Source organism: Cyanobium sp. N5-Cardenillas (assembly GCF_024345515.1).
Lineage (GTDB): Bacteria > Cyanobacteriota > Cyanobacteriia > PCC-6307 > Cyanobiaceae > Cyanobium.
This window is the reverse complement of record NZ_JAGQBG010000026.1, coordinates 1-19,267: the sequence shown is the minus strand read 5'-3', so window position 1 is coordinate 19,267 and position 19,267 is coordinate 1. Positions and strand designations below refer to the sequence as shown.

Annotated in this window: 19 protein-coding genes, 1 tRNA gene and 3 pseudogenes; 8 read left to right on the top strand and 15 right to left on the bottom strand. The window is 70.4% G+C overall.

Annotated elements, in window-relative coordinates; genetic code table 11:
* Positions 1-253: pseudogene (locus KBZ04_RS03825) on the bottom strand (glycosyltransferase family 4 protein); the annotation flags it as partial.
* A gap of 108 nt (positions 254-361) precedes the next feature.
* Here KBZ04_RS03825 and KBZ04_RS03820 point away from each other — a divergent pair.
* Positions 362-604, top strand: a complete 243-nt coding sequence (locus tag KBZ04_RS03820; RefSeq protein WP_254990576.1) for a hypothetical protein — start codon at positions 362-364, stop codon at positions 602-604.
* A 9-nt stretch (positions 605-613) separates the two neighbouring features.
* Here the strand turns inward: KBZ04_RS03820 and KBZ04_RS03815 are convergent.
* Positions 614-698: transfer RNA gene (locus tag KBZ04_RS03815), tRNA-Ser, on the bottom strand.
* A gap of 23 nt (positions 699-721) precedes the next feature.
* Entirely contained in the window at positions 722-2,701 is a 1,980-nt protein-coding gene (locus KBZ04_RS03810; protein ID WP_254990575.1) for a ComEC/Rec2 family competence protein, read from the bottom strand.
* 98 nt (positions 2,702-2,799) lie between these two features.
* On the opposite strand from KBZ04_RS03810, the gene KBZ04_RS03805 reads away from it, so the two are divergent.
* Positions 2,800-4,497, top strand: coding sequence for a mechanosensitive ion channel family protein (locus tag KBZ04_RS03805; RefSeq protein ID WP_254990574.1), 1,698 nt, complete (start codon positions 2,800-2,802; stop codon positions 4,495-4,497).
* On the opposite strand, the gene KBZ04_RS03800 is transcribed toward KBZ04_RS03805, so the two are convergent.
* From KBZ04_RS03800 to KBZ04_RS03780, 5 genes are read right to left on the bottom strand one after another with little or no spacing between them, the layout of a single operon-like run.
* Entirely contained in the window at positions 4,498-5,394 is an 897-nt protein-coding gene (locus KBZ04_RS03800; RefSeq protein ID WP_254990572.1) for a bile acid:sodium symporter family protein, read from the bottom strand. It abuts the gene before it with no gap.
* Positions 5,395-5,399: 5 nt separating this feature from the next.
* Positions 5,400-5,786 (bottom strand): YidH family protein, encoded by a 387-nt coding sequence (locus KBZ04_RS03795; protein WP_254990571.1) that lies wholly within the window; start codon positions 5,784-5,786, stop codon positions 5,400-5,402.
* Complete coding sequence (locus KBZ04_RS03790; RefSeq protein WP_254990570.1) at positions 5,787-6,209, bottom strand: DUF1622 domain-containing protein; 423 nt, start codon at positions 6,207-6,209, stop codon at positions 5,787-5,789.
* Between the two features lie 3 nt (positions 6,210-6,212).
* Positions 6,213-7,100, bottom strand: coding sequence for a formylglycine-generating enzyme family protein (locus KBZ04_RS03785; RefSeq protein WP_254990569.1), 888 nt, complete (start codon positions 7,098-7,100; stop codon positions 6,213-6,215).
* Between the two features lie 60 nt (positions 7,101-7,160).
* A complete protein-coding gene (locus tag KBZ04_RS03780) occupies positions 7,161-8,672 on the bottom strand; it encodes an arylsulfatase (protein WP_254990567.1) in 1,512 nt (503 codons plus the stop codon).
* A gap of 196 nt (positions 8,673-8,868) precedes the next feature.
* Here KBZ04_RS03780 and KBZ04_RS14185 point away from each other — a divergent pair, with 196 nt between their 5' ends.
* Positions 8,869-9,789, top strand: coding sequence for a helix-turn-helix domain-containing protein (locus tag KBZ04_RS14185; RefSeq protein ID WP_315860045.1), 921 nt, complete (start codon positions 8,869-8,871; stop codon positions 9,787-9,789).
* Between the two features lie 50 nt (positions 9,790-9,839).
* Entirely contained in the window at positions 9,840-10,850 is a 1,011-nt protein-coding gene (locus KBZ04_RS14180; protein WP_261350858.1) for a hypothetical protein, read from the top strand.
* Between the two features lie 18 nt (positions 10,851-10,868).
* Here the strand turns inward: KBZ04_RS14180 and KBZ04_RS03765 are convergent, their stop codons facing one another.
* The 5 genes from KBZ04_RS03765 to hisF all read right to left on the bottom strand — a co-directional run bounded on the left by KBZ04_RS03765 (position 10,869) and on the right by hisF (position 13,918).
* Positions 10,869-11,051, bottom strand: coding sequence for a hypothetical protein (locus KBZ04_RS03765; protein WP_254963777.1), 183 nt, complete (start codon positions 11,049-11,051; stop codon positions 10,869-10,871).
* A complete protein-coding gene (gene glyQ, locus KBZ04_RS03760) occupies positions 11,048-11,926 on the bottom strand; it encodes a glycine--tRNA ligase subunit alpha (RefSeq protein ID WP_254990566.1) in 879 nt (292 codons plus the stop codon). Before glyQ ends, KBZ04_RS03765 begins: the two co-directional genes overlap by 4 nt.
* Before the next feature lie 99 nt (positions 11,927-12,025).
* On the bottom strand, positions 12,026-12,727 hold the full coding sequence (gene ubiE / locus KBZ04_RS03755; protein WP_254990565.1) for a bifunctional demethylmenaquinone methyltransferase/2-methoxy-6-polyprenyl-1,4-benzoquinol methylase UbiE: 702 nt from the start codon (positions 12,725-12,727) through the stop codon (positions 12,026-12,028).
* Entirely contained in the window at positions 12,714-13,040 is a 327-nt protein-coding gene (locus KBZ04_RS03750) for a hypothetical protein (protein WP_254990564.1), read from the bottom strand. Before KBZ04_RS03750 ends, ubiE begins: the two co-directional genes overlap by 14 nt.
* Before the next feature lie 80 nt (positions 13,041-13,120).
* The gene (hisF, locus tag KBZ04_RS03745; RefSeq protein ID WP_254990563.1) at positions 13,121-13,918 is read right to left on the bottom strand and encodes an imidazole glycerol phosphate synthase subunit HisF; all 798 of its coding nucleotides are present in this window, start codon (positions 13,916-13,918) and stop codon (positions 13,121-13,123) included.
* Positions 13,919-13,961: 43 nt separating this feature from the next.
* Here hisF and KBZ04_RS03740 point away from each other — a divergent pair, with 43 nt between their 5' ends.
* The 3 genes from KBZ04_RS03740 to KBZ04_RS03730 are packed head-to-tail and all read left to right on the top strand — an operon-like array spanning position 13,962 to position 17,365.
* Positions 13,962-14,174 (top strand): DUF2862 domain-containing protein, encoded by a 213-nt coding sequence (locus tag KBZ04_RS03740; RefSeq protein ID WP_254990562.1) that lies wholly within the window; start codon positions 13,962-13,964, stop codon positions 14,172-14,174.
* 12 nt (positions 14,175-14,186) lie between these two features.
* Positions 14,187-15,179, top strand: a complete 993-nt coding sequence (gene chlG, locus KBZ04_RS03735) for a chlorophyll synthase ChlG (RefSeq protein ID WP_254990561.1) — start codon at positions 14,187-14,189, stop codon at positions 15,177-15,179.
* The gene (locus tag KBZ04_RS03730) at positions 15,176-17,365 is read left to right on the top strand and encodes a transglycosylase domain-containing protein (RefSeq protein ID WP_254990560.1); all 2,190 of its coding nucleotides are present in this window, start codon (positions 15,176-15,178) and stop codon (positions 17,363-17,365) included. The genes chlG and KBZ04_RS03730 overlap by 4 nt, the downstream gene beginning before the upstream one ends.
* On the opposite strand, the pseudogene KBZ04_RS03725 reads toward KBZ04_RS03730, so the two are convergent.
* Both KBZ04_RS03725 and KBZ04_RS03720 read right to left on the bottom strand, forming a co-directional pair.
* A pseudogene (locus KBZ04_RS03725) lies at positions 17,362-18,740 on the bottom strand (16S rRNA (cytosine(967)-C(5))-methyltransferase). The gene KBZ04_RS03730 and the pseudogene KBZ04_RS03725 sit on opposite strands and share 4 nt — an antisense overlap.
* A 20-nt stretch (positions 18,741-18,760) precedes the next feature.
* The gene (locus KBZ04_RS03720; RefSeq protein ID WP_254990559.1) at positions 18,761-19,141 is read right to left on the bottom strand and encodes an MGMT family protein; all 381 of its coding nucleotides are present in this window, start codon (positions 19,139-19,141) and stop codon (positions 18,761-18,763) included.
* A gap of 45 nt (positions 19,142-19,186) precedes the next feature.
* On the opposite strand from KBZ04_RS03720, the pseudogene KBZ04_RS03715 reads away from it, so the two are divergent.
* A pseudogene (locus KBZ04_RS03715) lies at positions 19,187-19,267 on the top strand (RNA methyltransferase); the annotation flags it as partial.

Here is a 19,267-nt window from a genome sequence, read left to right as displayed (position 1 = left end):
GCAGCGGCAGGTACTGCTGGACGTGGCTCACCCCCCAGGGCAGCCGCTGGATGAAGCTGGTCCGGACCCTGCGCCCCCTGAGCCAGCTCCCGGGCCGGCCGCTCTCCCCATCCACCAGCGCGTAAAGGTCGGGCGGTGCTCCCAATGCCGCCAGAAGCCGGTCGAGTTCGGCCACCACCTGCTCGGAGCCACCCACGGACCGGGGGGTGAACCACTCGTGCACCAGGGCGACTGGGGTGGGGAAGGCCTCCATGCCAGGCACCGTAAGGCGCCAGTATCACGAAAACTCTCAGCCGATTGCCCAGACGGAACTCCCTGCCGAAGCTAAGGCGACGACTGGGATGGCGAGAGCCGGGACACGATGGCGATCCGCGAGCTCCTCGAAGACGCCCTGCAGGAGCCTTCCATCGGCGAGACCGCCTGCTTCCGGTGGCATGCCACCTCGGTGGGCATTGCGGCGCTCTGGTGCGACGGCAAACCACCACCGGCCCCGCCGTTCGACGTGGCGCTCCGGGAGGGGCTGCAGGTGGGCCTGGACCTGAGCCGGGAGGAGCGGGAGTTTCACCAGGTGAAAGCGGGCCTGGTGCTGCTGTTCCATTCCTGACGCACCCAACGGAGAGGGTGGGATTCGAACCCACGGAAGGTTTCCCTTCAAACGATTTCGAGTCGTTCGCTTTCGACCACTCAGCCACCTCTCCAGGCCCTTAGGCCAGCGCGCATCCTACGGAGCCGTCAGCGCGCCGTTCGGCCCACTGGCCCGCCACCCCTGCGGCAGGGGAGCACCGGCGGGGCCAGGCCCACTGAGCCACAGCTGCCGCGGCCCATGGGCCAGCAGGACACGGGATTCATCGGCCCGGGGGCGGAAGCCCAGCCACACGGATTCCGCGGCCGTCTCCGAGGAGGCGGCCGGATGGCCCGAACGCCAGCTGGCCAGCGACTGCCGATCCGGCAGCAGCAGCCAGCGCTGACGGCCCAGCTGCAGGCGCAGGGCGTGGCTGTCCATCGCCAGAGCCTCCACCGCCAGCCCCCGGCTCGCCAGCCGCTGGCCTGCCGCCAGAGGGGCCGCCCCATCGCCGTAGGCCACCACCCGGGCCGCCAGACGGCTCCAGCAGGCCGGATCGGCGCCCGCCACCGGATCCAGCAGCAGGGCCCAGTCGAAGCGGGCCACCCCGAGCCCCAGGGCCAGCTGGGCGGCCTGGCGGCAGCTGAAGCCATCGGCGCGGGTGCTGACCAGGGCGGCGCGGCCGCGGTGCCGGGCCAGCACCAGGTCGCGGGCCGGCCCCCCCTCCCCCTGGTGCACCAGCAGCAGCTGGTCACCGCCCAGCAGCACCAGATGCGCCGCCAGCACCCCGACCCCCAGGCCGGCGGCCAGCAGCCGCCGGCGTCGGCCCAGCCCTGGCAGCACCAGGCCCAGCAGGGCCAGCGTGAACAGCAGCACCAGCAGGGGCAGGGGCCGGCCGCTCTGCCACTGGGCCAGGGGAAGGCGGGCGACGGCGTGGGCCAGCTGGAGCAGTAACGCGGCCAGCCAGCCGAGGGGCAGCAGCAACGGCGCCAGCAGGGCCGGCAACAGCACGGCCACCAGCGCCAGGGCCATGGCCCCGAGGGTGAGGGGCGTGAGCAGCGGGGCCGCCAGCAGGTTGGCCGGCACGGCATAGAGGGGCACCACACCGAAGTGAAGCAGTTGCAGCGGCAGGGTCCAGAGGCTGGCCGCCACCGGCACCGCCAGGGCGGGCGCCAGCCAGCCCAACCCAGGCAGCCGCTGGGCCAGGGCCTGCTCCAGGGGCCTGGCCGTCAGCACCAGGCCGGCGGTGGCGGCGGCGCTCAGCTGGAAGCCCACATCGTGCAGCCAGGCCGGCCGCAGCAGCAGCATCCCCGCCAGGCTCAGGCCCAGCAGTCCGAGGGGGCGGGCCCGCCGGCCGCTCTCGAGCAGCACCAGGGCGATGGCCCCCATCAGCACCGCCCGCACCACTGAAGGCTGGGCCCCGGCCAGCATCAGGAACAGGGCAATGGCACCACCGCCCAGGGCCAGTCGCGGCCATCGGCCGAGGCCCCGGCCGATGGCCAGCACCGCCCCCAGCAGGACGCTGAGGTGGAATCCCGAAGCGGCCAGGGCATGGGAGAGGCCGGCAACGCGGAAGTCGGCGCGCAGCTCCGCCGGCAGGGGCACCACGGCACTGCCCAGCACCAGGGCCGCCAGCAGGCCGCCCCGTTCCGGACCCGCCGCGGCCACGAACCGGGCGGCGATGCTGCGGCGCAGGTCGGCGATCGGCGTGGCGGGCCGGCGCAGCACCTCCAGCTGCTCCACCGTCAGGCGGGTCCAGCTGCCCTGGCGGGCCAGGCGCTCGGCCGGCCCGGCCAGCAGCGGATGGGGGGCCGGGCGGGGGCGCCGCAGCTGGCCCCTCACCCGCACGTCCCAGCCCTCACGCAACACCGGGCAGGCGGGGAAGCTCAACTCGCTGCGGCCCCCCGCCGTCTGCAGCAGCACCCGGCATGGACCGGCCTGGCCGGCGGGGGCGGCCCCGGAAGCCGCCATGGCCACCGGGTCACTCACGAGATGTCCCCTCAGGATCGCCGGCTGGGGCCCCTCCCCACCGGCAAGCAGCCGCAGGGGATCCCCGGCGGCGGGCTGGAGCGGCCGCAGCTGGGCCTGCACCAGCACAAGGAGCAGCAGCAGCAGCGGCAGCAGGGGGGAACGGAGCATGCTCCAGGTTTCCCGCCGGTGGCCATAGGCCCCCACAGCCATCGACACCCGGGCTGGCGCCAAGGGAGAATCCGCCTGGCAGATCCTGGGGATCGGTGATGCAGCGGCACAGGATCCAGTGGCGACCATGGCCGCTCGCACGCCGGATCGGCCTGCTGGCGCTCCTGCTCACCCTCGGACTTGGCCTGGGCCTGGGCCCGGGCCTGGATCCAGCCCGTCCCGCCCTGGCCGTCGAGGACGCCACCCCGGCGGAATCCAGGCAGGGATGCGCGGTCAAGCCCGGCTTCATCGGCCTCGATGGACGCCGGTTTCTGGAGATCCGCCGGGCACCGGCGGCCCAGCAGGTGGACGACTATGTGCGGCGCGGCAACGCCCGGCTGCTCGTACTGGCGCAGGATCGCAGCTTCGATCCGAATCTGCTCGTGGTGAAGGAGGACCCCCCCTTCTCCCTCGTCGGGTTCCGGGAGCCGGACGGCCGCTTCACGGCGGAGATGGCCGTGGGCGATCGGGCAGCAGCCTGCTTCGGGGTGACGCGACAGCAGCTGGCGCTGCGCTACCGGGATGGGCTGCGGCGGGCGATCACCTACTACCGCGGCACCCACACCTTCAGCGCCTGGATGAAGGGAACGGCCCTGGCGGCCCTGGTGCTGGGGATCTACATCCTCTGGCTTCGGGGCCAGGGGATCCTCAACGAACGGATCCGTCAGCAGATCGCCCAGCGTCAGCGCTTCGTCCTGCAACGGCTGAGCCGGCTGGGACTCGGCGGCTTCGTCGAGCCCGACCAGGTGCGCGATGGGATGCAGCGCCTGCGGCAGCTGGTCCACTGGAGCCTGATCCTGCTGATCAGCTACCTGCTGATTCCCCTGCTGCTGGGTCTGTTCCCGCCCACCCAGGGCATCGCCGAAGGGCTGCGGGGCCAGATCCGGGACCTGCTGCTGTCCTTCCTGGGCGGGGTGGTGCAGGCGATTCCGAACCTGCTCTCGATCGGGGTGATCCTCGTGATCACCATGCTGGTCATTCGTGCCAGCCGGGCCTGGTTCCGGGCCATCGACAACGGACGCATCCACATCCCCGGCTTCTACCAGGAATGGGCCCTGCCCACCGCCCGACTGGTGACGATCCTGCTCTGCCTGGCGGGTCTGGCGGTGGCGTTTCCCTACATCCCCGGTTCCGACAGCAAGGTGTTCCAGGGGGCCGGGCTGTTCATCGGCGCCCTGGCGGCCCTGGGTTCGAGCGCCGTGGCCAGCAACATCATCAGCGGACTGATGCTCATCTACACCCGGGCCTTCCGGGAGGGCGACCGGGTGGAGATCAACGGGGTGGTGGGGGTGGTGCAGGACCGGGCCCTGCTGGTGACCCGCCTCCAGACGCCCCGCAACGAACTGGTGAGCATTCCCAATGCCAGCGTGATCGGCGCCTCGGTGGTGAACTTCAGCTTCTCGCGGCGGGAGATCCGGCAACCGGTGGCGCTGGCCACCACGATCACCATCGGCTACGACGTGCCCTGGCGCCGGGTGCACAAGCTGATGCTGGCGGCGGCCGGCAGCGTGGCAGGGATCACCGATGAGATCGAGCCGTTCGTGCTGCAGACCTCCCTCAACGACTTCCACATCAGTTACGAACTCACCGCCTTCGTGCGCGAGCCGGGCACCTACCGCCAGACCCTTTCCGAGGTGCTGGCGGCGCTCCAGGACCAGTTCGCCGCCGCCGATGTGGAGATCCTCTCGCCCGGCTACCACGCCATCCGCAACGGCAACAGAAGCACCGTGCCCAGGACCGGCGACCCGAAAGGATGATCAGCCAGAGGGCTGCCCGGAGGGGGCCAGCTGCCCCTGCTGCCATTTCAGGAACAGGGTGGTGACGATCACCGTGATCAGCACGTAGGAGAGGATCCCTGGAACCAGATCGGGCAGGCCTTTGCCGTAGGTCAGGGCCAGCTGGGCCGCCAGGCCCGTGTTGCGCATGCCCGTCACCAGGGCCACGGTGCGTCGCTCCAGCGGGTCCGCGCCGGCCAGCCCGTAGCCGATCGCCAGGCTGAGCCCGGTGAGGACGGCCATGGCCGCCAGGCCCACCAGATTCTGCTGCAGGAAGGGCAGCAGCTGCTTGCCGCTGAGCACCAACAGCGCCACCATCATCAGCAGCAGCAGCACCGTGGCCAGGCTGCCCAGGGCCTTGCTGCAGCGCTGGGCCAGCTGCGGCTTCCATTGGCCCAACAGGATGCCGGCGATCACCGGCAGCACCTGCACCTTCAGCACCTGGCCCGCCACCTGGGCCGGGGTGATTCCCCACTCCACCATCTCCCAGCCGCGCAGTCCGGCGCCGGTGCGAAAGATCACCTCCAGCAGCGGAATCGTGACGATGGCCAGCAGCGCCGCCGCAATCTGCAGCCGCGCTGCGAGTTCGGCCGTGCCGCCACTGCTGCGCACCCGGAACAGGATCAAAGGGGCGCTGGGACAGGCCAGCATCAGGCCCATGGCCACCCAGGCCGGGCGGCTCAGCAGGCCATGCAGGGGCAGCAGCACCAGCGCCAGCCCGGCCAGGGGCACCAGCAGGCAGGTGCCGAGCATCACGCGCCAGAGAAAGGCGGGGCGGTCCCTGAGCAGCCGGAACGGGTACTGCTTCAGGCCCAGACCGAGGCTGAACATCAGGGTGACAATCGTGGCCGTGACAAGAAGGGAGGCGGCTTGGGGCATGGCAGTCAACCGAGAGGGGAACCCATCACCAGCAGCGCAAACGCGACAACACCGATGAGGGTGAGTGCGATGGCCGTCAGGGTGCTGATCGAACGCTGATCGGCATAGAGAAAGTCGTCACGCCGGATCAGCTTGAGTGTGCGCAGGTGCTGGCGGGTGGCCGCCGCCATCGCCAGGATTCCGACCAGAATGAATCCCATGGACACCAGCCGCACACTCAGGCCGGCATGGGCACTGCGATCGAAGCGGCTGCTGTTGATCGCCCCGATGATCTTGTCGAGGCCGAAGCCGAAGCTGATCAGCGAGAGGCAGGTGCGGATCCAGGCCATCAACGTGCGTTCAGCGGCCGCCCTGTTGCGCTCCTTGGCCAGTTCGTTGTTGAGGTTGGCCATCTAGGGGGAAAGGGTCTCGGTGGTGGAACGCTGCTGACGCTGCTGGCGCTGGGCCTCCTCGAACTTCAGTTCCAGTTCCACTTCCCGGCCCAGGAAGACGTTGAGGAAGGTGCGGATCACGGCGATGACGCCCAGCTGAATCAGGTTCTGGTTGGAGGGGGCCGTGGTGGTGGCGACGATATCGGCGGCCAGCTGGAACTCCAGGGCCATCGACAGCCAGCTGCCGAAGGTGAGGCGGAGGCTGTTGAAGCGCCGGCTGACGGCTTCGCGGCGGAGGCGGCCGGGGCCCAGCCGCTGGCGCACGGCCTGGAGCAGCGTGGCCGCGAACCCCATCGCCACGCACACCAGCGACACACCTTCAAGCACGAAGCGCAGGCCGACGGCGAACCGCTCGAGCCACTCCACCAGGGGAAACTCCGGCATGGCTCAGCTCCTCACGATGCAGCGGAAGCCCATGTGGCAGGTGGAGGTGTCGATCCCCTGGGCCATGCGGGCGGCGGGCCGGTAGCGGCGGCAGTAGCTGGGGGCGCACAGAAAGGAGCCGCCCTTCACCACCTTGCGCGGCTGGTTCCCGTGCTGGGAGCCCGGATCGATGCTGGCCTGCCGGCAACACCCGTCGGGTTTGTCGCCCGTGGCGGCATGGCCGCCGTACCAGTCGTCGGTCCACTCCCAGACGTTGCCGATCATGTCGAGCAGGCCGTACCCGTTCGGGGGGAAGGCCCCCACCGGCGAGGTGCGCTCCCAGCCGTCGAGCAGGTTGTTGTGGTGCGGGAAGTCCCCCTGGAAGGTGTTGGCCATGGGCCGACCACCGGGGTGCAGCTCGTCCCCCCAGGCGAACTCACCCTCCTCCCGGCCGCCACGGGCGGCCCGCTCCCACTCGGCCTCGCCGGGCAGCTGCTTGCCGGCCCAGGCGGCGTAGGCCGCCGCGTCCGCGTAGGCCACATGCACCACGGGATGGTGCTCCCGCGCTCGGATGGAGCTGCCGGGTCCTTCGGGGTGGCGCCAGCAGGCGCCCGGCAGGTACTGCCACCAGCGGTAAGGGTCACCGGTGCCGATGGGCCCGGGCGGCGGCACGAACACGATCGAGGCCGGGGCCAGCAGCTCCGGCAGGGCTCCGGGATAGTCGGCCGGATCGGCCGGCCGTTCCGCCAGGGTGATGTGCCCCGTGGCCTTGACGAACTTCTGGAACTGGGCGTTGGTGACCGGGGCGCGGTCGATCCAGAACCCCGCCACCGCCACCCGGTGGGCCGGGGCCTCCTCCGGGTAGTGGTGGTCGGAGCCCATCAGGAAGCTGCCGGCGGGGACCCAGACCATGTCCCGCGCCGGAGGGCGCCCCGGAGAGCGCCCGCGAACCGTCGCTGTCACCATGACGGCTCAGGAGGACTGGCCGATGCTGGCCTCCAGCTTCTCGAGCACCTGCTCCATCGAGAAGCTGGCCGCTTTCTGGCGTGGCGGGAACTGCAGGAACGTGGCCAGAAACTCGGCCACGAAGGACTGGGCTGGTACCAGCATGAAGATGTGGTCGAACATCCAGTCCCAGTAGGTGTTGGAGGTGATGTCGGCCCGCTCGTAGGGATCGGTGAGCAGGTTGAAGATCTTCGGCACCCGCAGCTGCACGAAGGGCTCCGCCCAGATCTGGCAGGTGCCCTGCTCACGCTGCTCAGCGAACACGAACTTCCAGTTGTCGTAGCGCAGACCGGTGAGATCGCCGTCGTCGGAGAAGTAGAAGAATTCCCGACGCGGGCTCTTCTCGGACTGCCCCGTCCAGTAGTCGAGCATGTTGTAGCCATCGAGGTGCACCTTGAAGGTCTTGCTGCCCACTGAATGGCCGGCCTTCAGCTTGTCCTTGATGTCCGGATCACCCGCTGCCGCCACCAGGGTGGGCAACCAGTCGAGGTGGCTGACAATGCCGGTGAAGATGGTCCCCGGAGCGATCCGTCCGGGCCAGCGCACCAGGGCCGGTACCCGGAAGGCACCCTCCCAGTTGGTGTTTTTCTCGCTGCGGAACGGAGTCATGCCGGCGTCGGGCCAGCTGTTCATGTGCGGGCCGTTGTCGGTGCCATACATCACGATCGTGTCATCGGTGACGCCCAGCTCATCGAGCAGGTCGAGCATCTCGCCGATGCACTCATCGTGATAGATCATCACATCGTGATACTCCGACTGCCAGCGCCCGCTGCGGCCGATGTCCTGGGGACGCGCAGAGGTGCGGACGTGCATGTGGGTGGTGTTGAACCACACGAAGAAGGGCTCTCCAGAGGCCACCGCATCGCGGATGAAGCGCTTCGCTTCAGCCATGAATTCATCATCTGCGGTCTCCATCCGCTTGCGGGTGAGCGGCCCGGTGTTCTCGATCCGCTGGGTGCCGTCTCCGTTGGCCCAGCAATGCAGGACACCGCGGGGGGCGAAGCGCTTGCGGAAGTTGGGGAACTCGGGATCGTCCTCCTTGGGGTAGTCGCGCAGTTCCGGCTCCTCCTCGGCGTTGAGGTGGTAGAGGTTACCGAAGAATTCGTCGAAACCGTGCATCGTCGGCAGATGCTCGTCGCGGTCGCCGAAGTGGTTCTTGCCGAACTGGCCGGTGCGGTAGCCCAGGGGCTGGAGCAGTTCGGCGATGGTGGGATCCTCGGCGCGGTAACCCAGTTCGGCACCCGGCAGTCCCACCTTGCTCAGGCCGGTGCGGAACACGCTCTGGCCGGAGATGAAGGCCGCCCGCCCGGCGGTGCAGCTCTGCTCGGCGTAGTAATGGATGAAGCGGCCGCCCTCCCTGGCGACCCGGTCGATGTTCGGGGTCTGGTACCCCATCAGGCCGTCGCTGTAGCAGCTGAGGTTGCTCTGGCCGATGTCATCGCCCCAGAGGATGAGGATGTTGGGCTGGCCGTTTGGCATGGCGGGGAACACCCGGCGGGTGAGGAAGTGGGGTAGGAAGAGGGATCAGGTCCCCCGTTGTCACGTGACGGACGCCACGCCTTCGGGGAACACGCCCCTAAAGGATGCACAGAGCCGAGCGATCCGAACACTCAATAAGTGCGGATCCGCTGCTCCCCTCTGCCGCTCCATCCCCGACATCGCGCGCCTGGAAGAGGTGCTCAGCGGCCTCCTGCCCGTGCAACTCACCCAGCTCGCCGGCGGAGGTCTCCGCGGCGAGCTCCTGCCGCTCGACCTCGGTGCGCTCCAGGTCCTGCGCCTGCGCTTCGATCGCCCCCTCCACGGGGGTGGGCCGAAACCCAAAGGCCGTCAGCTGATCGCCCTTGACCTGGAGGAGAACCCTGGCCAGCCCGTGATGCGCTCCCACGGGCTGGAGCTGCCGGCCTCGGCGTTCTTCGGCCTGGCCACCGCGGGGGAGATCCACCTCACCACCCCCGAACGCTGCAGCCTGGCGTTGCTGAGCCTGGATCGGGAGACGTTCCTGCAATGGGCGCACGAGCTGGGCGCACCGGGCCTGGAGGAGCCGCTGGCGGGAGTCAACTGGCAGGCGATCGATCCGCGGCGCTTCGAAAGGGTGAAGGCCTGCCTGCGCCGGATCTTCCGCCTGGCCGAGCGGTCTCCCGCCCTGATGGAGGATCCGGCGATCCGCCGGCGGCTGTGCGGGGATCTGGTGCCCCTGCTGGTGGAGGCCCTGGTGCACCGCACCGGCCACGGCGGGCGGCTGGCCCGGCCGCCGGCTCGGATCGAGCTGGTGAAGGCCGCCCAGGCCTGGATGGCGGAGCATCCCCTCGAACCGATCAGCCTCGATGGGCTCTGCCGCCAGGTCGCGGCCGGTCGGCGCAGCCTGCTGCAGGGATTCCAGGAGCACCTGGGCATGGGGCCGATGGCCTACCTCAAGATCCGTCGCCTGCACGGCGTGCGCCAGGCCCTGCTGAGCGCCGATCCGGAGGCGGAGCGGGTCGCCGAACTGGCCGCCCGCTGGGGCTTCCTGAACGCGGGCCATTTCGCCCGCGACTACCGAGCCCTCTTCGGCGAACCTCCCAGCACGAGCCTCAGGGCAGAGGGTGCCAACCGCTGAGACGCGCCCGGGGACCGCCGGTCCCGGCGAGTCTGCTTAAGATCCCGCCCATGAAGAACCGTCCGAGCAGCCTGGGTCCCATCCTGGCGGGCCTGGCCCTGGCTTCCCCTGCTCTCCTGGGGGCGGCCGCCCTGGCCGCACCGGCACCGGGGCGTGCGCCTGAGGCCACCTGGATCGGCCAGGAACTGCGCCTGCCGCCAGGGGCCCCGGCGGTGGCGGCCGCGCCCGAGATGGCCCAGGCAGAGCCGGCCCCTGGGGAGTCGGCCCCGGCCAGCCCCTCCGCCCCCCTCTGGAGCGGCGCGGTCGAGCTGTACGGCTTCGCGCCGCTGCGCTCCACCGGCTCGGTCACCATCCGGGGCCAGGAGGCCGAGGTGGACCAGGACCTGGGGGAGATCCTCAGCGTGCTGCGCTTCGCCGCCTCGGCCCGCGGCAGCGTCGAGAAGGGACGGCTGGGCCTGCAGGGCGATCTCTGGTACATCAACCTGGGGGACCAGGCCAGCCGGCTGGTGGGTCAGCGCAACCTGTTCACGACCACGGCCGACGTGGGCCAGAAGCTGGGGATCTACGACCTGGCCCTGCGCTACCGGTTCGGCGATCAGGAATCGGCCATCGGCAAGCCCGGCTCCTACTCCGTGATCCCCTACGCCGGGGTGCGACTCATCGATGGCCAACTGAATCTGGCCGCCACCCTCGATGGCCCCTTCGGCCGCACCCTGCTCGAGCCAGCCCGGAGCTTTCAGCGGACCTGGGTGCAACCCCTGGTGGGCACCCAGGCCACTGTGTTCCTCTCGCCGCGCCTGCGGGCCTTCGCCCGCGCCGACGTCGGGGGCTTCGGCCTGGCCGGCCAGCAGGACCTCAGTGGCAATGCCCAGGTGGGCCTGGGCTACGCCATCGGCGACAACACCGATCTGAACCTGTCCTGGCGGTACATGGGCCTGCAATGGAACAACGGCGATGCCCAGTCCAACGGCTTCGCCTCCTACCTGAACGGCATCGAAGTGGGCGTGAAGTTCTTCTTCGGCGGCGCTCCCAGGAGCAAGGCGGTGGCCACCGCGCCCTGAGACCAGGGGCCAGGCCGCTCAGAAACTCGGCAGCTTGAGCATCAGCTCGCAGAGCTGGGGGCTGGGCAGCTCCTGACCCAGTAGCGGGGCGACCAGGGCGGCGAGGGGCCGCAGCCGGCAGGGCCAGATGGCCCGCTCGGTGAGCCGGCCGGCCTGGAAGGCGCCGACCACCAGCACCGCCACCAGCAGGGTGCGCTTCACGCAGGCGGCGCGTCCAGCAGGGGGAAACCCAGGGCGCGGCGCTCCTCCAGCCAGGCCTCCGCCACCTGGCGCGCCAGATGGCGGATGCGGCCGATGGTGGCGGTGCGCTCGGTCACCGAGATCACGCCACGGGCCTCGAGCAGGTTGAAGGTGTGGCTGCACTTGAGCACGTGGTCGAGGGCCGGGGCCGGCAGCCCCGCCGCCACCAGATCGGCCGCCTCGGCCTCATGCAGGGCAAACAGCTGCAGCAGGCGTTCGGGGTTGGAGGCCTCGAAGTTGTAGGTGCACTGCCCCTTCTCGAACGGCAGCCAGATGTCGCCGTAGCTGCGCTCGCCGTTCCAGCGCAGGTCCCAGATGCTCTCCACGTCCTGGAGGTACATCGCCAGCCGCTCCAGGCCGTAGGTGATCTCGATCGACACCGGCCGGCAGTCGAGACCGCCGCACTGCTGGAAATAGGTGAACTGGGTCACCTCCATGCCGTCGAGCCACACCTCCCAGCCCACGCCCCAGGCGCCGAGAGTGGGGGACTCCCAGTTGTCCTCCACGAAGCGGATGTCGTGGTCGGCGGCGTGGATGCCGAGGGTTTCGAGGGAGGCCAGGTAGGTCTCCTGGATGGCATCGGGCGAGGGCTTGATCAGCACCTGGTACTGGAAATAGTGCTGGGCCCGGTTGGGGTTGTCGCCGTAGCGGCCGTCGGTGGGGCGCCGACAGGGCTCGGGATACGCCACCGACCAGGGCTCCGGGCCGATGGCCCGCAGCACGGTGTGGGGGCTCATGGTGCCGGCGCCCTTCTCGGTGTCGTAGGGCTGCAGGATCAGGCAGCCCTGGTCGGCCCAGAACCGGTTGAGGCTGGCGATGATGTCCTGGAAAAGCATGGTGCGCCGGTCGGGTTCTGGCCAGGACGGCAGGAAGGGTGGCTCGATGCTGCCAGATCGGTGATCGGCGATCGAAGCGGCCAGGCCGCCAGGGGGGCCTCAGGCCTGCAGTTCCAGCAGCCCCATCAGGCCGCCGGCCAGGGGGCGGTGGCGTGCCGTGGCGAAACCGGCGGAGCGGGCCAGCGCCTCCTGGGCGGGGGCGGTGGGGAAGCGGGCCAGGCTCTCCTCGAGGTAGGCGTACTGCTCCGGCAGGCCCACGGCACGGGCGGCCGGCACCACCAGGCGCCGCAGATAGAAACGCTGGAAGGCCGCCGGGGCCGACGCCGGATCGGGCCGGTTGAAATCCAGCACCACCGCCCGCCCGCCCGGCCGCAGCAGACGCCGCAGCTCCACCAGGCCGGCGGCGGGATCGGCCAGGTTGCGCAGGCCGTAGGCCATCACCGCCCCATCGGCCCAGCCGTCGGCCAGGCCGGTGGCCAGGGCATCGCCCTGCTGCCACTGCAGCGGCAGCCAGGGCTGGCGGGCGGCGCGGCAGCGGGCGATCGCCAGCGGGGCGGCCGCCGCATCGAGGCCGAGCACCAGGCCACCGGGACGGACGCGGGAGGCCAGCACCAGGGCCAGGTCCCCGGTGCCGCAGCAGAGATCCAGCAGACGCTGGCCGGGCCTTGGGCGCAACCCCAGCAGCGCCTGCCGCTTCCAGAGACGGTGCAGCCCCAGGCTGAGCAGATCGTTCAGCTGGTCGTAGCGGGGGGCGATGGTGTCGAACAGATCGCTGATCTGCCCTGGATCAACTGTTGCCAAGGCGGGGGATCAGGGAGTCATCCCAGGGCAGCACGATGGCATCGAGGCTGACACCGGCCGGTTCACCTTCGGGGGAGACCAGGCCACGGGCTTCGAGGCGGACCGGGCTGGTGAAGGTCAGCACCATCACGGTGGCCAGGCCCACGGCCGCCGAGCAGACCATGCAGCCGGCCAGCATCAGGGAGAATTCGCGCCGGTCGGTGGCGGCCTGCATCAGCTGCAGCGCCCAGGCCACAAGGGCGATCACCACAACCACAACCACCAGCGCGATCGCCGTGAAAACGGGCGTTGGCAGAAGCAGAAAGGCGTTCACCGATGCACTACGTTCCAAAGACGTCTTCCTAATGTTACGGCGAGTGAAGGCGTTGTCGCGATCGGGTCGCCCCGGCCGCTTCAGGCCGTGGGCAGCGGGGACAGCAGGGGCCGCAGCGGCAGGCCCCGCCGCAGCAGATCCTGCTTGATCTCCTCCACCGTGAGCACCCCGTCATGGAGCAGGGAGGCCAGCAGGGCGGCCGAGGCCCCGGCCTCCACGAGGGCGGCGGCGATGTGGTCGATGCAGCCGGCGCCTCCGGAGGCGATCACAGGCACCTCCACGGCCTCGACCACCGCCCGGGTGAGGGCCAGATCGTATCCCGCCTGGGTGCCGTCTCCATCCATGGAGGTGAGCAGGATCTCCCCGGCGCCGAGCGCCACCACGCGCCGGGCCCAGGCCACCGCATCGAGGCCGGTGTTCTCGCGCCCCCCCTTGACGAAGACATCCCAGGCCGGCGGTTCATCCCCCTGGCAGGGGCGGCGACGGGCATCGATGGCCACGACGATGCACTGGCAGCCGAAGCGATCGGCCCCGGCCGCCACCAGCTCCGGGGTGCGGACCGCCGAGGAGTTGAGGCTCACCTTGTCGGCACCGGCCCGCAGCAGCTCAGTGATGCCCTCGACGCTGACGATGCCCCCGCCGACGGTGAAGGGGATCGTCACCGCCTCGGCGGTGCGTTGCACCATGTCGACGAGGGTGGCGCGGCCCTGGTGGCTGGCGGCGATGTCGAGGAAGACGAGTTCGTCGGCACCGGAGAGGCTGTAGCGGCAGGCCAGTTCCACCGGGTCGCCGGCATCCCGCAGACCGACGAAGTTGATGCCCTTCACCACCCTGCCGCCGGCCACGTCGAGGCAGGGGATGATCCGCTTGGCGACCACGGGTTCACTGTTAGTGTTACGCCACTTTCTACTCGCGCCGGACATGGCCCAGGCTGGCATCACCATCGGCTCGAAGGTGCGGGTCACCCGTGTGCGCGATCGCATTCCTGCCGATCTGGTGGCGGCCCTCAAGGCCGATGCAACCGGCACGGTGAAGGATTTCCGCGTCACCGACGGGACGGGCATCGGTGTGGTGGTGGAGCTGGGCGGTGGCACCACCACCTGGTTCTTCGATGATGAGATCACCCCTGCCTGAGACGGCCCACCCATGAGCCAGAGCCCCGAATCCAGCGCCGGTTCGCCAGGCGTTTCCGGTGGCGCCCGGCAGCTGCTCGGCATGAAGGGCGCCAGTGGCAGCTCCAACATCTGGAAGATCCGGCTGCAGCTGATGAAGCCCGTCACCTGGATCCCCCTGATCTGGGGGGTGATCTGCGGGGCGGCCGCCTCCGGCAACTTCCACTGGACCCTGCCGGAGGTGGGGGCTTCGGTGGCCTGCATGCTGATGAGCGGTCCCCTGCTGGCGGGCTACACCCAGACGATCAACGACTACTACGACCGCGACATCGACGCGATCAACGAGCCCTACCGGCCGATTCCCTCCGGCGCCATTCCCCTGGGCCAGGTGCGCCTGCAGATCGTGGTGCTGCTGCTGGCGGGTCTGGCCGTGGCCTGGGGCCTGGATGTCTGGGCCGGCCACGGCACTCCGGTGCTGCTGCTGCTGGCCCTGGGCGGGTCCTTCGTCAGCTACATCTATTCGGCGCCCCCGCTGAAGCTGAAGCAGAACGGCTGGCTGGGCAACTACGCCCTGGGCGCCAGCTACATCGCCCTGCCCTGGTGGGCCGGCCAGGCCCTGTTCGGCCAGCTCACCTGGGCCACGGCCCTGCTGACCCTGGCCTACAGCCTGGCCGGGCTGGGGATCGCCGTCGTCAACGACTTCAAGAGCGTCGAAGGCGACCGGGCCCTGGGTCTGCAATCGCTGCCGGTGGTGTTCGGCATCCAGCGGGCCAGCTGGATCAGTGCCGGCATGATCGATCTCTTCCAGCTGGCCATGGTGGCCGTGCTGATCGCCATCGGCCAGCACTTCGCTGCCGTGCTGCTGGTGCTGCTGATCATTCCCCAGATCACCTTCCAGGACATCTGGCTGCTGCGTGATCCCGTCGCCTTCGATGTGAAGTATCAGGCCAGCGCGCAGCCGTTCCTGGTGCTGGGCATGCTCGTGACCGCCCTGGCGATCGGCCACAGCGACCTGACCCTGCCATGACCAGGGTGGGTCCGTCCACGGCCACCACCGGCCCCCGCCAACCCGGCGAACCACCGTCCAGCCGGCCAGGGCGCCGTTCCAACTGGCGGCTGCTCGGGCCGGCCCTGGCCGCGGTCGCCGCCGGAGGAGTGGTGGCCCTGGGGCAGACGACCCTGGTGCGCAGCCTCGACGGACTGCTGCCCGACGCCGGCCGCATCACCAGTTTCAACCGGCCCGGGACGATCACGATCCTTTCCTCCGACGGCCAGGTGGTGCTCAAGAAGGGGCCGGCCACCCGCGAGAAACTGCCCGCGGGCAAGATGCCGCTGCTGATCCAGCGTGCCTTCGTGGCGGCCGAGGACCGCCGCTTCTACCAGCACGACGGCATCGATCTGTTCGGTATCAGCCGGGCCCTGCTGCGCAACCTGCAGCAGGGCGCCGTGGAGGAAGGGGCCAGCACGATCACCCAGCAGCTGGCCCGCACCGTGTTCCTGAGCCAGGACCGCACGATCGTGCGCAAGCTCAAGGAGGCGGCCCTGGCCGGGAAGATCGAGCGCCAGCTGAGCAAGGCGCAGATTCTCGAGCAGTACCTCAATTACGTGTACCTCGGCTCCAGCGCCTACGGCGTCTCCGATGCCGCCTGGATCTACTTCTCCAAACGCCCCGACCAGCTCACCCTGCCGGAAGCCGCCCTGATCGCCGGCCTGCCGCCTGCCCCGTCGGTGTATTCACCGCTGGTGAATCCGGAGGTGGCCCTGCGGCGGCGCTCGGTCGTGCTGGGCCGCATGCGGGAGGCGGGTTTCATCGACGATGAGCAGCTGCAGCGGGCCGAGGCCGCCCCCCTGGCGCTGAAGCCGGCCGAACCGAAATTCTTCTACAACCCGGCCCCCTGGTACACCAGCTGGCTGGAGCAGGAGCTGCCCAAGGTGCTCAGCAAGGAGCAGCTGGAGGTGGGGGGACTGACGATCCGCAGCGGCCTGAATTCGGCCTGGCAGGCCGAAGCCCAGAAAACCATCGACTACTACGCCAGCGGCGACATGGAAGGTGCCCTGGTGGCCATGGAGCCGGGCACCGGCCTGGTGCGGGCCATGGTGGGCGGTAACGACTTTGAGAAAACCCAGTTCAACCGGGCCTCCCAGGCGCTGCGTTCACCGGGCTCCACCTTCAAGCTGTTCATCTACCTCACGGCCCTGAAGCTGGGCATGAAACCGGAGGACACTGTTGTCGATTCCGCCCGTTGTTTCGGCAGCTACTGCCCCAAGAACTTCGGCAACCGCTACATGGGCCGGGTGAGTCTGGCCACGGCGTTGCAGAACTCGCTCAACATCGTGGCGGTGGGGCTGCTGCAGAAGCTCGGCTACGACCCGGTGATCGCCACCGCCAAGAGCCTGGGCATCCACCGGGAGCTTGGGCGCTATCTGTCGATGGCGATCGGCTCCAACGACCAGACGGTGCTCGACATGACGGCGGCCTACGCCGCCCTAGTCAACCGCGGCGTGTACATCCAGCCGCTGCCCTTCGAGGAGATCTTCGGGCCGGACGGGGAGCTGCTGTGGTCGCGCCGGGCCAACGGCCCCCGCGGCACCCGGGCGGTGAGCAGTGACATCGCCGACGCGATGGTGTGGATGCTGCAGCAGGTGGTGCAGGGTGGCACCGGCGGCGGCGCCGCCCTGGCCGACCGGCCGGTGGCCGGCAAGACGGGCACCTCCGAGGGGGCCCGGGACCTGTGGTTCATCGGTTCGATTCCCCAGCTCACCACCGGCGTCTGGCTGGGGTACGACAACAACCGGGGAACAGGCACCACCAGCGTCCTGGCCACCTATGCCTGGCGAGCGTTCATGGATCCGGTGACCAAGGGGATGCCGGTGCAGAAGTTCCCGCCCAAGCCCGTGCTCACCGGCAGCTTCAAGCCGGTGCCCCAGCCAAAGAGCACCGAACGGGACGCCCAGCCCGAGCCGGGCGGGTATCGGGACAGCCAGCGCTGGTGGCCGCCGGAACAGGAACCCAGTCGCACCTCTCCCCCCGCCTGGGAGCCCTCCAGGGAGGGGCCACCGCCCGAAGGAGCGACGGCGCCGGCTTCGCCGTCGGTTCCGGAGCCCCCATCAGACTCCAGCAATGGGGCGGCTACAACCGCACCGCCCCCGCCGGCGGACGTGCCAGCCCCCCTGCCGCCACCGCCCCCCGTGGCCGCGCCGCCACCGCCTTAGGCGGGCGCGCCGGGCGCCTGCAACACCGCCGCGTAGAAGCCGTCGCCACCGCCCCGTTCCGCCTCGGGGGGTTCCGGCCACCACTGGCGCTCCTGCAGCAGCGACCACTCCGGATGGGACTGCAGCAACGCAGCGATCAGGGCGCCGTTCTCCCGTGGTTCCACGGTGCAGGTGGCGTAGACCAACCGGCCAGCGGGGGCCAGCAGGGGCAGCATGGCCCCCAGGAGCTGGCGCTGCAGGCCCACCAGGCCGTCGATGGCGTCCGGGGTGATCCGCCAGCGGGCATCCGGGTGGCGGGCCAGGGTGCCCAGGCCGGAGCAGGGGGCATCGAGGAGAACGCGATCAAAGGAGCCCTGCCAGTGGGGCTTGGCTTCGGCGAGGGCGGTGGCATCGAGCGCCAGGGAGCGGATGCAGGTGAGTCCGAGGCGTTCGGCGTTGCGATCCAGCCGCCGCAGGCGGGCTTCGGAGCGGTCGAGCGCCCACACCTCGCCTTGGTCGGCGATCAGCTCGGCCAGGTGGGTGCTCTTGCCGCCCGGGGCGGCGCAGGCATCGAGGATCCGCTGGCCCGGCTGGGCCTCCAGCAGGGGGGCGATGGCCTGGGCGCTGCGGTCCTGCACGCACCAGAGCCCGTCGGCGTAGCCGGGCAGGTCGCGGGGATCGCCGACCCGCTCCAGCAGGGTGAGGCCGTGGGGCACACCGGGCAGGGCGCGGGCGGCCACACCGGCGGCCGCCAAGCGCGCCAGCAGCTCGTCGCGGCTGGTGCGCAGGGGGTTGGCGCGCAGGTCGAGGGCCGGCACCGCGTTGCAGGCCAGGGCAAAGGCTTCGGCCCGCTCGGGCGGCAGCCAGCCCAGCAGCTCGGCGCTGAGCCAGGGGGGCAGGGAGCGGCGCAGGGCCAGGGCGGCGGCGGCATCGGCCTGCCTCTGCCGGCCGGTTGCTCCCGGCGCCGCAGCAGGGAGCGCAGCATCCCGTTCACCACCGGCGCCAGGCGGCCCAGGCCGACGCGCTTGGCCAGGGCCACGGTGGTGCTCACCGCCGCCGCCGCCGGCACGCGATCGCTGAACAGAAGCTGGTAGAGCCCCACGTGCAGCATCCAGCGCAGGGCGGGGGGCTGGCGCTGGGCGGACACCTTGCCCAGGGCATCGATCCAGCCGTCGAGCAGCAGCCGCTGGCGGATCGCCCCATAGGCGATCTCGGTGGCCAGGGCGCGGTCGGCCGGGGACAGGCCGCCACCGGCGCGGGCCAGGGAGGCCAGCTCACGCTCCAGGGCCGCATCGGCGTAGGCGCCGGCCGCTACGGCCTGGAGCACCTGCCAGGCCAGCTGCCGGGAGGCCAGGCCGGGGATGGTGTCGCCGGGGGCGGTGTCGCTGGCGTGAATCGGCGGACTCCCGGGACGGTTCACTCCGTTGTACAGGAGGGCTCGACCGCCAGCACCAGCTCCAGGGGGGGCCGCCAGCGGTGCCGGGCCAGGGGCAGGCGGCCGTCGGGGGCCACGGCAATCCCCTCGGCCAGCAGCAGCTGGCGCTGCATCCAGTCGCTGCCCTCACGGGCGGGGCTCATGGCGATGCGCCCCTGGGCATTCACCACCCGCTGCCAGGGCACCGGGGAGGGCAGGGGCAGGCGGCGCAGGGCCCAGCCCACCTGGCGGGCGCAGCCGTAGGCACCGATCAGCTCGGCCACCTGGCCGTAGGTGGCCAGCTGCCCGTGGGGGATGCGGTTCACCATCGCGTAGACGCGGTCGTCGAAGGGATTCCCCTTGGCGGCAGCAACCCTGGGCATGGCCGTGAAGCTGGCAAGGTCGATGATGGCGTTTTTCCCAGGCCCATGCCGCTGCTGCCCCGTCGCTTCGAGCGCCTGCGCGCGGTGCTCGATCGCCGCATGGGGGATCTGACGGTGCTGCTCGAG